Below are 14,345 nucleotides of genomic sequence, written 5' to 3' on the forward strand. Positions count from 1 at the left end.
CGTGTTTTGGGTAAGAATTACTGCGCAGAGGCCGGCTGGGTTTTCTCCGCTGCGGGCTCCCACAGCTCTTCAAGTTCTTCCAGCGTTTTGCCTTTGGTTTCCGGCACAAACTTCCACATAAACAGCGCGGCCAGAATGCCCATACAACCGTAAATCCAGTAGGAGAAACCGTTGTGGAAATGGGAAATCAGCCACGAATTTTTGTCCATCATCGGGAAAGTCCAGGAAACGAAGTAGTTCGCCAGCCATTGCGCGGCAACCGCAATGGCGAGCGCTTTGCCACGAATCGCATTGGGGAAGATTTCGGCCAGCAGCACCCAACAAACCGGTCCCCAGGACATGGCGAATGCGGCGACATAAAACAGCATCGACAGTAACGCAACCAGCCCGGAAGCCTGGGTATAAAAGGCGGTTCCGAGGCTGAACATACCGATGGCCATGCCTAAGGCGCCAATAATCTGCAGCGGTTTGCGACCAAATTTATCCACCGTCATGATCGCCAATACGGTAAAGCTTAGGTTGATCACGCCAACAATAATGGTCTGCAACAGCGCCACGTCAGTGCTGGCTCCCAGCGTTTTAAACACTTCCGGGGCATAGTAGAGCACGACGTTAATACCGACGAATTGCTGGAAGATAGACAGCATCACGCCGATGACGATAACGCCTGCGCCAAACATCAGCAGTCGACCGCCGGTTTTACGACCATGTTCCAGAGACTGATTGATCTCCTGTATGGCCTGGGCGGCGAGGGTGCTGCCCATAATTTTGCGCAGAATACCTTCCGCTTGTTCATGTCTACCACGCGCCATCAGCCAGCGTGGGCTTTCTGGTACGGTATACAGCAGCAGTAAAAATAGCAGAGCGGGAATACTTTCGGACGCAAACATATATCGCCAGCCATCAGTATTCAGCCAGTTAGCGTCACCTGAACGAGCGATAAAATAGTTAACGCAATACACCAATAGTTGACCAAAAATAATGGCGAACTGGTTAAATGACACCAGTTTCCCACGAATGTGTGCGGGTGCCAGTTCAGCAATATACATTGGTGAGAGCATTGAGGCTAAACCTACCCCAATACCACCAATGATGCGATAAATAACAAATTCGGGAACGTATCCGGCTAAATAAACAGGTACCGCGTTATCTGGATTAATCGTCGTAAAGCCTAATTCTGGCCAGGCGGATCCAATGCCGGAAATAAAGAACAGCAGGGCGGCGATTTTCAGCGAGTCCCGACGACCAAACCGGTTACTGCAATAGCCGCCCAGCGCGCCGCCGATGATGCAACCAATCAACGCACTGGCGACGCAAAAACCTAACAGCGAGTTGGCAGCGGACTCACTTAAGTGTTGTGGGGCGACAAATACGGTATTTAAGGATTCTACCGTTCCGGAAATGACAGCCGTGTCATAGCCGAATAATAACCCTCCTAATGTTGCGACTAATGTAATCGAAAAAATATAACTGGAATTATATTGAGTGTTCATTCAGACCTGCCTTAAAGGGTACAGCTCTTTTGATCAGTGCGGTGATGGTGAATTTAACAGGCAGGGAAGACAATTATCATTTTTTACATTGCAATTATGTTTTGTCTTTTCTGTGATCTTAATTCTGTTTAATTTGTCGAGTTTCAGGCGAAAAATTGATTTGCAGTGATGGGGGGCACGAAAGGAAATAATCGTAAGCGTAATGCAAAATAACATAAAAAAAGGGCGCTCCGGAGAGCGCCGAATAACAGTCACAGGTAGGGATAACATAAGTTGAGGGTTGCAGTGGCATTGCCCGTTGCCGGGCAGTTACTTCGGTAAAACTTAACCTTTCACACCACCCGCCGTCAGTCCGTTGACCAGCCAGCGCTGTGCCAGCAGGAACACCAGAGTGATCGGAATGGCTGAAAGTACAGCTGCGGCGGCAAAGTCGCCCCACAAATAGTTCTGTGGATTGAGGTACTGCTGCATACCTACCGCAAGGGTATAGCTGTTCACATCACGCAGCAGCAGTGATGCGACCGGTACTTCGGTAATCGCGGCAATGAAAGACAGAATAAACACGACCGCCAGAATCGGAACGGAAAGCGGTAGCAACACCAGGCGGAATGCCTGCCACGGCGTTGCGCCATCCAGCGCGGCCGCTTCTTCCAGCGAACCGTCGATGGTTTCGAAATAGCCCTTAATCGTCCACACATGCAGCGCAATACCGCCGAGATAGGCGAAGATCACGCCGCCGTGAGTGTTCAGACCAATAAACGGAATGTACTGGCCCAGGCGGTCAAACAAAGCGTACAACGCGACCAGAGACAGCACCGCCGGGAACATCTGGAATATCAGCATCCCTTTCAGCAGGGTTGCTTTGCCCGGGAAACGCATACGGGCAAAGGCGTAAGCGCAGGTGGTGGAAAGCGTCACGATACCGATCGCGGTAATGGTGGCTACTTTCACCGAGTTCCACAGCCATAACAGCACCGGGAACGGCGGCGGCGTCACGCGGCCATCCGCATGCTCAACGCTAAAGCCCAGCGCCAGTTTCCAGTGTTCCCAGGAGATGTTTTCCGGGATCAGGCTGCCGGTGGCAAAGTTACCTTCACGCAACGAGATAGCGATAACCATCAGCAGCGGGAACATGATCGCTGCAATGAAAATCAGCAGCAGCAAGTGCGTTGTTAAGAGACGCAGTTTCTGAGATTTGGGTTGTACCATAGCCATGTTCGTTGTCTCCCTTAATCAAACTTCATACGCGTGGCTTTCAGGTTCACGATGGCCAGCGCACCGACCAGCAGGAAGATCAGCGTGGCAATCGCCGCCGCCAGACCGAAGTCCTGACCACCGCCGCCTTCGAAGGCGATACGGTAGGTGTAGCTCACGAGCAGGTCGGTATAGCCTGCTGGCGTGGTGGTACCAAGACGGTCTGGACCACCGTTGGTCAACAGTTGAATCAGCACGAAGTTGTTAAAGTTAAAGGCGAAGCTGGCGATCATCAGCGGCGTCAGCGGCTTAATCAGCAGCGGCAACGTAATCTTAAAGAAGTTCTGGAACGGACCTGCACCATCCATCGCCGACGCTTCATACAGGTCGTCAGGGATCGCTTTAAGCAGACCCATGCACAGGATCATCATGTACGGGTAACCAAGCCAGGTGTTGACGATAATAATCATCGAACGCGCGGTGGTTGGGTCGCTGAACCAGGCCGGTTTGATGCCAAACAGCGCGCTCAGCATCATGTTGATTTCACCGAAGCTCTGGTTGAACAGCCCTTTGAAAATCAGAATCGAAATAAACGACGGTACGGCATACGGCAGAATCAGCAGGACACGGTAAATCGCTTTGCCTTTGAGAGACTCCCACTGTACGAGACAGGCCAGTACCATCCCCACGGCCACGGTGAGGATCACGGTCAGAACGGAGAAGACCACCGTCCAGACAAAGATGGCGAAGAACGGTTTCTGAATGCCTTCGTCGGTAAATACGCGGGCGAAGTTGTCCCAACCGATGGCAACGGTATAGCCTGGGCTGAGTTTTTCGCTACCCCAGCTACCGTCAGCGTTAATTGCCTGATAATAACCAATATCGTTGTTGGCGCGGTATTTTACGCCGCTTTGGCTGTTGGTAAGCGTGCCGTCATCAGCGAGCGTATAGAGTGGCTGCGTGCCGGAAAACTGGCGCAGTGAACTCATAATCACTTTGCTTTCATCTGGCAGGATGGCGGTGAGTTGGGTTAACGCCTGGCGATTTTGCGTGATGATACGCAGCGTCGCACGTTCGCCCGCTGGCAGCGCCTCGGCTTCTTTCAACTGCAGTTTCTGTTCGCCGCCAAATTTAAAGGCGTCGGAGAGATAATTCTTGCCGGTTTCTCCGTCGGTGAGGGCCAGTTGCCACTCCGTACCCGCCGGATACAGGCCGAAGTTGTAGGTTTTCCCCGCCTGATAAGAACGGTCCATCAGGACTTCCTGAGCACGTTCAAAGGTCAGTTGGTTGGTGCTGCTGTAGTTGGTAAAGGCAATTGCGATAGTACAAATTAGCGGAAACAGGACAAACAGCCCCATCCCTGCAACGCCTGGGTAAACATAGCGCCAGGCGTAGGCTTTACGGTTAGCAAAAATATACAGGCCAGCAGAGCTTAAAATCAGCGTCATGATGGCAAACAGGTACTCCCCCTGAGCATACATCAAAACAACAAGGTAACCGACCAGCAGCCCAAGCAGACCCATCACTGACCATTTCAGCCGGTCGCTTTGCCACCAGTGTTTCTTTTTAATGACATCCATGGGGATCAATCCTCTTTACGCTTTATCCTTCGCACTACCTCTTTGTTGGCTGCGGAAGCTCACCCCAGTCACTTACTTATGTAAGCTCCTGGGGATTTGCCTCCTTGCCGCCTCGATGTAGCGCGATTGATTTCGCGTAACAACGTATTCAATAAACCTGATTCCCTAAGAAATAAGGGAAACCGTATTACTTGGTGATACGACCTTGTGCATCTTTCAGCGCGGCATCGACGGTCTGACGGCCGCTGGCAGCGTTGATCACTGCGGTACGAACGGCATACCAGAATGCGGACATCTGCGGGATGTTCGGCATGATCTCGCCTTTCTGGGCGTTATCCATGGTAGCCGCGATACGCGGGTCTTTTGCTAACTGATCCTGGAAGGATTTCAGCGCAACCGCGCCCAGCGGTTTGTCCTTATTCACTTCATCCAGACCCTGATCGGTCAGCAGGTAGTTTTCGAGGAACTCTTTTGCGAGTTCTTTGTTCGGGCTGGCAGCGTTGATACCTGCGCTCAGAACGCCCACGAACGGTTTGGACGGTTTACCCTTGAAGGTTGGCAGCAGGGCAACGCCGTAATTCACCTTGCTCTTATCGATGTTGGACCACGCCCACGGACCGTTGATGGTCATCGCGGTGTCACCTTTGTTAAAGGCCGCTTCGGCGATGGAGTAATCGGTATCCGCGTTCATGTGTTTATTCTTGATCAGATCAACCAGGAAGGTCAGACCCGCTTTTGCGCCCGCGTTGTCCACGCCGACGTCTTTCACGTCGTACTTGCCGTTTTCAAACTTGAACGCGTAACCGCCGTCGGCGGCAATCAGCGGCCAGGTGAAGTACGGTTCTTGCAGGTTGAACATCAGCGCGGATTTTCCTTTCGCCTTCAGTTCTTTATCCAGTGCAGGAATTTCTTCCCATGTTTTTGGCGGGTTCGGAACGAGGTCTTTGTTATAAATCAACGACAGCGCTTCAACCGCGATCGGGTAGGCAATCAGTTTGCCGTTATAGCGTACGGCATCCCAGGTGAACGGATAGAGTTTGTCCTGGAACGCTTTATCTGGGGTGATTTCAGCCAGCAGGCCAGACTGAGCGTAGCCGCCAAAACGGTCATGTGCCCAGAAGATGATGTCCGGGCCATCGCCAGTCGCGGCAACCTGTGGGAACTTCTCTTCCAGTTTGTCCGGGTGCTCAATGGTGACTTTGATACCGGTGTCTTTCTCGAATTTTTTGCCCACTTCAGCGAGGCCGTTATAGCCTTTGTCGCCGTTAATCCAGATAACCAGCTTACCTTCTTCAATCTTGGCGAGAGCCGAGGCGGAAAACATCATCGTCGTTAATGCAGACAATGCGAGGATGCGTGCGCCAGTTTTGATTTTCATAGTTCCCATCCTGTTTGGTGATTTTGCAGAGGTGGCTTAACGGTTACTAGTTTCTTTATACGACAACCTCTTTCCATCCTCCTTACCCCTACGCCCCACCCGCTCTTTATGTGATCTGTGTTACATAAATGTGAGTATTGCGTACTGGCGCACATAAAAACCCACTGATTTTTGCAGGCTGCATCACGAAATTCCTCCGCGGCGTACGGCCCGGGTCTCAGACGCTGTTCTCTCATCCTCCCGCCTCCTCCCCCATAAAAAAGCCGGGGGTGGAGGATTCACGCAGTCAAGGGATCACGCATAGTCAGCCCATCATGAATGTTGCTGTCGATGACAGGTTGTAACGAAGGGAGAAGGGCATGGCGAGCGTACAGCTGCGAAATGTAACGAAAGCCTGGGGTGACGTGGTGGTATCGAAAGATATCAATCTCGACATTCACGAAGGGGAATTCGTGGTGTTTGTCGGACCGTCAGGCTGCGGTAAGTCGACCTTGCTGCGTATGATCGCCGGACTTGAAACCATCACCAGTGGCGACCTGTTTATCGGGGAGACCCGGATGAACGACATTCCCCCCGCCGAACGCGGCGTGGGCATGGTCTTTCAGTCCTACGCGTTGTATCCCCATTTATCCGTCGCAGAAAACATGTCGTTTGGCCTCAAACTGGCTGGCGCAAAAAAAGAGGTGATGAATCAGCGCGTGAATCAGGTCGCGGAAGTTCTGCAACTGGCGCACCTGCTGGAGCGTAAACCGAAAGCGCTTTCCGGCGGACAACGTCAGCGTGTGGCGATTGGCCGAACGCTGGTTGCCGAGCCGCGCGTATTCCTGCTGGATGAACCGCTGTCGAACCTCGACGCCGCTCTGCGTGTGCAAATGCGTATTGAAATCTCCCGCCTGCATAAACGTCTGGGCCGCACGATGATTTACGTCACCCACGATCAGGTCGAAGCGATGACGCTGGCCGACAAAATTGTGGTGCTGGATGCTGGTCGCGTGGCGCAGGTCGGCAAACCGCTGGAGCTATACCACTATCCGGCTGACCGCTTTGTTGCCGGGTTTATTGGCTCGCCGAAGATGAACTTCCTGCCGGTGAAAGTCACCGGGACGGCCATCGATCAGGTGCAGGTTGAACTGCCCAACCGCCAGCAAATATGGCTACCAGTGGACAGCCATGCGGTACAGGTTGGTGCCAACATGTCTTTAGGTATCCGCCCGGAACATCTGCTGCCCAGCGATATCGCCGATGTCACCCTCGAAGGTGAAGTGCAGGTGGTCGAGCAGCTTGGTCACGAAACTCAAATTCATATCCAGATCCCCGCCATCCGTCAAAACCTGGTTTACCGCCAGAACGACGTGGTGTTGGTAGAAGAGGGTGCCACATTCGCCATCGGCCTGCCGCCAGAGCGTTGCCATCTGTTCCGTGAGGATGGCACTGCATGTCGTCGGTTGCATCAAGAGCCGGGCGTTTAAGGTCCCCATAAAAAACGAAACGCAAAGCCATTCGAAGCTACATCGAGGCGGCAAGTAAATGAATCCCCGAGAGTGTACAAAGAGTACGCGACTGGGGTGAAAGAACGCAGCCAACAAAGAGGCAGCCCGAAGGGGGACGCGTTTAAAGAAAAGCAATGATCTCAGGAGATAGAACGATGATTACTCTGCGCAAACTCCCTCTGGCGGTTGCTGTAGCAGCAGGCATTATGTCTGTTCAGGCAATGGCTGTAGATTTCCACGGTTACGCTCGTTCCGGTATTGGCTGGACAGGGAGTGGCGGTGAACAACAGTGTTTCCAGGCAACCGGTGCACAAAGTAAATACCGTCTCGGTAACGAATGTGAAACCTATGCGGAAATCAAATTAGGTCAGGAAGTGTGGAAAGAAGGCGATAAGAGCTTCTACTTCGACACCAACGTTGCTTACTCCGTCGCACAGCAGAATGACTGGGAAGGCACAGACCCGGCATTCCGTGAAGCTAACGTGCAGGGTAAAAACCTGATCGAATGGCTGCCAGGCTCCACTATCTGGGCCGGTAAGCGCTTCTACCAGCGTCATGACGTACACATGATCGACTTCTACTACTGGGATATTTCAGGTCCTGGCGCCGGTATTGAAAACATCGATCTGGGCTTCGGTAAACTGTCTTTGGCAGCGAGCCGTTCACAGGAAGCGGGTGGTTCATACGCTTTCAGCAGCCAGAATATCTATGATCGTACCAAAGACACCGCGAACGATGTATTTGACGTTCGTTTAGCGCAGTTGGCAACTAACCCGGATGGGATGTTGGAACTGGGCGTTGACTATGGTCGCGCGAATACCACCGATGATTACAGGCTGGCGGACGGCGCATCTAAAGATGGTTGGATGTTCACCGCTGAACATACCCAGAGCATGCTGAAGGGCTACAACAAGTTTGTCGTTCAGTACGCCACAGATTCCATGACCACCCAGGGCAAAGGCCTGAACCAGGGTTCTTATGGTTCTTCCACTACGACCATTGAAGATCCCGTTACTGGCGTTAAAACCAACTATGCCAACAACGTTGTGAATAACAACGGTAGCCTGTTCCGCGTGCTGGACCACGGTGCAATCTCCCTGGGCGACAAGTGGGACCTGATGTACGTCGGTATGTACCAGAACCTCGACATGGATAACGACCTGGGGACCGAATGGTACACCGTCGGTATTCGCCCGATGTATAAATGGACGCCAATCATGAGCACCCTGCTGGAAGTCGGTTACGACAACGTCAAATCTCAGCAGACCAGCGATCGCAACAGCCAGTACAAAATCACCCTGGCCCAACAATGGCAGGCGGGTGACAGCATCTGGTCTCGTCCGGCAATCCGCGTCTTCGCAACCTATGCAAAATGGGATGAAGAGTGGGGTTACATCAAAAATGGTAACGACGTAACCAAATTCGCAGCGGCAACGAACTCTGGCCTCAGCACAACCAGCCGTGGCGACAACGATGAGTGGTCCTTCGGTGCCCAGATGGAAATCTGGTGGTAATTCAGCACTAACCTGACGTAAAGACCGAAAGAGGGGCGCAAGCCCCTCTTGATTACGGTTTAGCGCGCTATTGCCTGGCCACCGCTGAACCCATGCTATCTGAGGTGATAACAATGAAAATGAAGAAAAGTCTCGTTGCCCTTTGTTTATCTGCAGGGTTATTTGCCAGCGCTCCTGGCATCAGCCTGGCCGATGTGAATATTGTTCCGCAGAACACCACCGCGGCCCCATCTATTCCCACTGCGGCGCTGCAGCAGTTAACCTGGACGCCTGTTGATCAATCCAAAACCCAGTCTTCGCCGCTTGCGACAGCGGGTCAGCGTCTGGATGTCGCCGGTATTACCGGCCCGGTCGCTGCGTATAGCGTCCCGGCGAATATTGGCGAACTCACCCTGACGCTGTCCAGTGAAGTGAATAAACAAACCAGCGTATTTGCGCCAAACGTATTAATTCTTGACCAAAACATGACGCCATCTGCGTTCTTCCCCAGCAGCTATTTTACCTACCAGGAGCCCGGCGTGATGAGTGCCGATCGTCTGGAAGGAGTAATGCGTCTGACGCCAGCGCTGGGTCAGCAAAAACTCTATGTTTTGGTCTTTACCACTGATAAAGATCTCCAGCAGACCACAACCCTGCTTGACCCGGCAAAAGCCTATGCCAAGGGCGTAGGTAACGCTATTCCGGATATTCCAGACCCGATCGCCCGTCATACCACCGACGGTTTACTGAAACTGAAAGTCAAAACCAGCTCCTCCTCCAGTGTTCTGGTCGGGCCGCTGTTTGGCTCATCCGGCCCTGGTCCTGTCACGGTGGGCAATACCGCCGCGCCTGCGGTGACCTATGCGGCTCCGGCAGCAGCCGTTGCTGCTCCAGCGCCACAACCGGTGAAGAAAAGTGAGCCGATGCTGAACGACACGGAAAGTTATTTTAACCAGGGCATTAAGGATGCCGTTGCGAAAGGCGATGTCGATAAAGCGCTGAAGCTGCTTGATGAAGCTGAGCGTCTGGGATCCAAATCTGCCCGATCCACCTTTATCAGCAGTGTAAAAGGCAAGGGGTAAACATCGCCCCGCATTGTTGATTTTGCAACAACTGGTGCGTCTCCTGGCGCACCTTTTTTTATCCTTCGGTGCTAATTGTTACACTTATGTTGCTCTGGCGATCACTTAATTGTGTTTGCTCACCCCGTAATGCATTTTCTGCGATACAATGCCTTCAAGTTATAAATCGGAGAGTAAGGCATGCCACACCCTGCGTTAACGCAACTGCGTGCGCTGCGTTATTTTGATGCGATCCCGGCGCTGGACGCCCAACTGCTCGACTGGTTGTTACTGGAAGATTCCATGACTAAACGTTTTGAGCAGCAGGGAAAACAGGTCACCGTAACGTTGATTCGCGAAGCATTCGTTGGGCAAAATGAGGTGCCTGAAGAGCTGCCGCTGCTGCCTAAAGAGTCCCGTTATTGGTTACGTGAGATCCTGTTATGCGCGGATGGTGAACCCTGGCTTGCCGGGCGGACCGTGGTGCCTGAATCAACCTTGTGCGGCCCTGAGCTGGCCTTACAAAATCTGGGGAAAACCCCGCTCGGACGTTACCTGTTTACATCATCGACATTGACCCGAGATTTTATTGAGATTGGCCGCGATGCAGCGCTGTGGGGGCGCCGTTCCCGCCTGCGGCTGAGCGGTAAGCCGCTGATGCTTACCGAGCTTTTTCTACCTGCATCGCCGTTGTACTGAGAGGAAGATAAAGATGGAGTGGAGTCTGACGCAGAATAAGCTGCTGGCATTTCACCGCTTGATGCGTACGGATAAGCCAATCGGTGCCTTACTGCTGCTCTGGCCTACGCTGTGGGCATTGTGGGTGGCAACCCCAGGCATGCCGCAATTGTGGATCCTGGCGGTTTTTGTCGCTGGCGTTTGGTTAATGCGCGCCGCCGGCTGCGTGGTGAATGATTATGCCGACAGGAAATTTGACGGACACGTTAAACGCACCGCAAATCGACCGCTGCCGAGCGGGGCCGTCACTGAAAAAGAGGCCCGAACGCTGTTCGTCGTATTGGTACTGCTGGCCTTCCTGCTGGTTTTGACGCTCAACACGATGACCATTTTGTTGTCCGTTGCGGCGTTAGCGCTGGCGTGGGTTTACCCGTTCATGAAACGCTATACGCACCTGCCGCAGGTGGTGCTGGGGGCGGCGTTTGGCTGGTCGATCCCGATGGCGTTCGCCGCCGTGAGCGAGTCCGTACCGCTGAGCTGCTGGCTGATGTTCCTCGCCAATATTCTCTGGGCGGTGGCCTACGACACGCAGTATGCGATGGTTGACCGCGATGATGACCTGAAGATCGGCATTAAATCGACTGCGATTCTGTTCGGTCAAAACGACAAGCTGATCATTGGTATCCTGCAGGTGGGCGTACTGGTGCTGATGGCGCTGGTGGGTTGGCTAAACGGGCTGGGACTGGGTTATTACTGGTCTCTGCTGGTGGCTGGCGCGCTGTTTGTATATCAGCAGAAACTGATCGTCAATCGCGAGCGTGATGCCTGTTTTAAAGCGTTTATGAACAATAACTACGTCGGTCTGGTGCTGTTCTTAGGGCTGGCGATGAGCTACTGGCATTTTTGAGTTTGGCTTAGCCTGCAAAATAAAAAACCGGTCATTTCATTTCGACCGGTTTTTTTATGCTTACTCGCCCTGTGTGGCGCTCTCGATGGTCAGACGCACATCTGACGTGACCAGTTCGGCCAACATCTGATAGATCTTCATCGTCTCTTCCGGTTCGGCATCTCCGGTATCGCTGATGAATCCCTCGTCACGCAGCGTCAGCACCAGAGAGCTGAACACGGCTTTATCGAAGAATTCCGGCGCGTTAATGCCGTGCAGTACGGAGAGGCGTTGCGCCACGGTGCGGCTCTCTTTCTCCAGTGTGCCACGGTTGATAGACGGGTTCGCGCTCAGCAGCCAGAAGGTAATGGCGTAGCGTTGCAACGTCTCGCGAGCACCCGCCGCCAACAGCTGTAGCGTACGAGAGCGGGCCGGATTGATATGCAGTTCGTCATCGTTCAGGGCGATCAGTCCCTGGCGCTGCATTTCGCTGGCCAGTTCGTCAATCACTCCGGCGAGTTCATCACGCTCCCAACGTAAGAACAGCTCTGCTTTCAGCATCGGGTACAGCGCATCAATATGCTGCTGTAGCGCGGCGCGAGAAATACGACGATGCTGAGTCACAATGGCTGCCATCAACGAAGGCAGAACCAGCATATGCGCAATGTTGTTGCGGTAATACGTCATCAATACCGCCTGCTCGCGCGGCAGAATGATGATGTCACCGATGGTGTCTTTCTCGACCTCAAACTTATTCATCTGTAAGGCGTGGTCGATCAATTCACTGGCGCTCTGCGCAGGAACCGTACAATCTGCCGCATACGGCACGTTGCGCAGCAGACTCAGATAGCAGTCGAGCTGTTCAGTCAGTTGCTCACGGGTCAGAGAGCGCTGGCGGGAGGCCAACAGCGCGGTACAGCACAGGTTCATGGCATTGGCCGCGCCTGCATTGTTAATGCGTACCATCAGATCGGCGGCAATGCTATTTACCGTCGGCGTCAGCCAGGCCGGACGGATGGACTCGATAGGATCGATCGATTCACGCCACTCCGGTACATGCTGGTTGAGGTAAGTCATCAATGGCATCGGTTCGCCAAAGTTGACATAACCCTGACCCAGATTACGCAGCTTGCTCAAGCCACGCAGCATTTGCGGCAAACTCTCTTTCTCTTTCGTCGCGCCACGCAGCTCTTTCGCGTACGTGCCCACTTCCATTACGTGCTCGTAGCCGATGTAGATGGGGACGAGGGTAATCGGACGCGTACCGCCGCGCAGCATCGCCTGAATGGTCATCGACAGCGTGCCGGTTTTCGGGTCGAGCAGACGCCCGGTACGTGAACGGCCTCCTTCGACAAAGTATTCAACCGAGTAGCCGCGGCTGAACAACTCGCCCAGGTATTCGCGGAAAACGGTGGAATAGAGCTTGTTGCCCTTGAAGGTACGACGAATAAAGAACGCGCCCAGACGACGGAAAATCGGACCTGCTGGCCAGAAGTTCAGGTTGATACCGGCAGCGATGTGCGGCGGAACCAGCCCCTGGTGGTACAGAACGTACGACAGCAGCATATAGTCCATATGGCTGCGGTGGCACGGAACATAGACGATTTCGTGCCCATCGTGCGCCAACTGACGTACACGCTCCGCATTGTGAACGTTAATCCCCTGATACAGACGGTTCCAGGTAAAGCCCAGAATACGGTCTGTCAGACGAATCATCTCGTAGGAGAAGTTGGCGGCAATCTCTTCCATCAGCGCAATGGCATTTTGCTGCGCTTTTTCGTGGGAGATTTTTTTACTGCGCGCTTCATCTTCTACCGCGCGAGCGATAGCTTTTGAGGCCAGCAGTTTATTGAACAGGTCCTGGCGGGCAGGGAGGCGCGGGCCGACTGCGGCCAGACGCTGACGAGCAAAGTGCATGCGCGCCACGCGAGCCAGCTTCTGAGCGATGATTTTATCCGTACCGTGTTCGTCCGCCATGCGACGCAGGGAGACCGATGGGGAGAAGCGGACAAAACTGTCGCGACCCAGCCAGGACACAGCAAAGAATTTCTGTACGCCGTTCAGCATGCGCAGCGGCGGATTGACCTCGCCTTTTTCACGCCCAGGCGCGCGGCCAAACATCACCGAAACCGGCACCATTTGCACATCCAGGTCTGGATTGCTGCGATGCAAGTCGAGATAGTTATGGAACAGCTTAATGGACTCTTCTTTCGGCGTGTAATAGGTGAACACGCGCGGGCCGCCGTGAATAAACACGTAGCGCGGCAGCAGAGTTCCGTCTATCTCCAGCGGTTCCAGGGGATCCGGGAGATCGTGCACCAGACATTGGGCACGCAGCGTCAGCAAGTCTGCTTTTGAGTTGTACGGTAGGACGTACATAATGGGACGCGAAGTATCGAGCCCCAATTCCGGGGCAGGTTCTGCCGGAATAGACTTGCTTTTTACCAGGACGCTTAATGGTAAATTCAGTAATTTGTAGTAAATTCGTGGCCAGCCGGACATAAACGATGTAAAGCCTCTGGTTAATAATGCAAATGCGCTGCAAGGATATCAGAAAGTTTAGTGAATTTCTGGTGTATCCGGTCATACTTCGCGCTGCTTTGCCACACCCTGAAACAAACGGGGTAACGTTACAATGACATTGACGCTAATAATGTAAAAAGGTTCTTTTTGATGGCCAATAATACCACTGGATTCACCCGAATTATCAAAGCTGCAGGCTATTCCTGGAAAGGTTTTCGCGCCGCATGGATCAATGAGGCGGCATTCCGCCAGGAAAGCGTTGCCGTACTGTTGGGCGTAGCCATCGCCTGCTGGCTGGACGTCGACGCCATTACCCGCGTGCTGTTGATTGGTTCCGTGATGCTGGTGATGATCGTTGAAATCCTCAACAGTGCGATTGAGGCGGTGGTTGACCGTATTGGCTCTGAGTATCACGAACTTTCCGGTCGGGCGAAAGATATGGGCTCGGCAGCGGTATTGCTGTCTATTTTTGTCGCTCTGATCACCTGGGGCATCCTGTTGTGGTCGCATTTGCGATAAAGATTCCACAACTGCATAAATCTCCTGTTTTTTGTGCAGTTTGCGGTTCC

At 53.3% G+C, this 14,345-nt stretch carries 11 protein-coding genes; 6 read left to right on the forward strand and 5 right to left on the reverse strand.

From position 1 onward, the window contains the following. Positions 1-17: 17 nt before the first annotated feature. The 4 genes from xylE to malE all read right to left on the reverse strand — a co-directional run bounded on the left by xylE (position 18) and on the right by malE (position 5,645). Positions 18-1,493, reverse strand: a complete 1,476-nt coding sequence (gene xylE / locus KQJ19_RS11105; RefSeq protein WP_047499539.1) for a D-xylose transporter XylE — start codon at positions 1,491-1,493, stop codon at positions 18-20. Positions 1,494-1,817: 324 nt separating this feature from the next. Next, positions 1,818-2,708, reverse strand: coding sequence for a maltose ABC transporter permease MalG (gene malG / locus KQJ19_RS11110; protein ID WP_016155340.1), 891 nt, complete (start codon positions 2,706-2,708; stop codon positions 1,818-1,820). A 14-nt stretch (positions 2,709-2,722) separates the two neighbouring features. After that, positions 2,723-4,267 carry a maltose ABC transporter permease MalF gene (gene malF / locus KQJ19_RS11115; protein WP_204552548.1) on the reverse strand — a complete coding sequence of 515 codons (1,545 nt, stop codon included), beginning with the start codon at positions 4,265-4,267 and terminating at the stop codon, positions 2,723-2,725. 187 nt (positions 4,268-4,454) lie between these two features. Then, the gene (malE, locus tag KQJ19_RS11120; RefSeq protein WP_016155342.1) at positions 4,455-5,645 is read right to left on the reverse strand and encodes a maltose/maltodextrin ABC transporter substrate-binding protein MalE; all 1,191 of its coding nucleotides are present in this window, start codon (positions 5,643-5,645) and stop codon (positions 4,455-4,457) included. 359 nt (positions 5,646-6,004) lie between these two features. Between malE and malK the strand changes: the two genes are divergently transcribed. The 5 genes from malK to ubiA all read left to right on the forward strand — a co-directional run bounded on the left by malK (position 6,005) and on the right by ubiA (position 11,274). Next, positions 6,005-7,114, forward strand: a complete 1,110-nt coding sequence (gene malK / locus KQJ19_RS11125; RefSeq protein WP_016155343.1) for a maltose/maltodextrin ABC transporter ATP-binding protein MalK — start codon at positions 6,005-6,007, stop codon at positions 7,112-7,114. A gap of 176 nt (positions 7,115-7,290) precedes the next feature. Then, positions 7,291-8,649, forward strand: coding sequence for a maltoporin (locus KQJ19_RS11130; RefSeq protein ID WP_016155344.1), 1,359 nt, complete (start codon positions 7,291-7,293; stop codon positions 8,647-8,649). A gap of 113 nt (positions 8,650-8,762) precedes the next feature. Continuing rightward, positions 8,763-9,710 (forward strand): maltose operon protein MalM, encoded by a 948-nt coding sequence (malM, locus tag KQJ19_RS11135; RefSeq protein WP_016155345.1) that lies wholly within the window; start codon positions 8,763-8,765, stop codon positions 9,708-9,710. A 180-nt stretch (positions 9,711-9,890) separates the two neighbouring features. Continuing rightward, positions 9,891-10,388, forward strand: a complete 498-nt coding sequence (gene ubiC, locus KQJ19_RS11140) for a chorismate lyase (protein WP_016155346.1) — start codon at positions 9,891-9,893, stop codon at positions 10,386-10,388. Between the two features lie 13 nt (positions 10,389-10,401). Then, the gene (gene ubiA / locus KQJ19_RS11145; RefSeq protein ID WP_003826589.1) at positions 10,402-11,274 is read left to right on the forward strand and encodes a 4-hydroxybenzoate octaprenyltransferase; all 873 of its coding nucleotides are present in this window, start codon (positions 10,402-10,404) and stop codon (positions 11,272-11,274) included. 60 nt (positions 11,275-11,334) lie between these two features. On the opposite strand, the gene plsB is transcribed toward ubiA, so the two are convergent. Next, positions 11,335-13,755, reverse strand: coding sequence for a glycerol-3-phosphate 1-O-acyltransferase PlsB (gene plsB, locus KQJ19_RS11150; protein ID WP_016155442.1), 2,421 nt, complete (start codon positions 13,753-13,755; stop codon positions 11,335-11,337). A 171-nt stretch (positions 13,756-13,926) separates the two neighbouring features. Here plsB and KQJ19_RS11155 point away from each other — a divergent pair, with 171 nt between their 5' ends. Continuing rightward, entirely contained in the window at positions 13,927-14,295 is a 369-nt protein-coding gene (locus KQJ19_RS11155; RefSeq protein ID WP_003826594.1) for a diacylglycerol kinase, read from the forward strand. Positions 14,296-14,345: the final 50 nt, after the last annotated feature.

The organism is Citrobacter sp. S46_ASV_140 (assembly GCF_018919545.1).
Classification (GTDB): Bacteria; Pseudomonadota; Gammaproteobacteria; order Enterobacterales; family Enterobacteriaceae; genus Citrobacter; species Citrobacter braakii.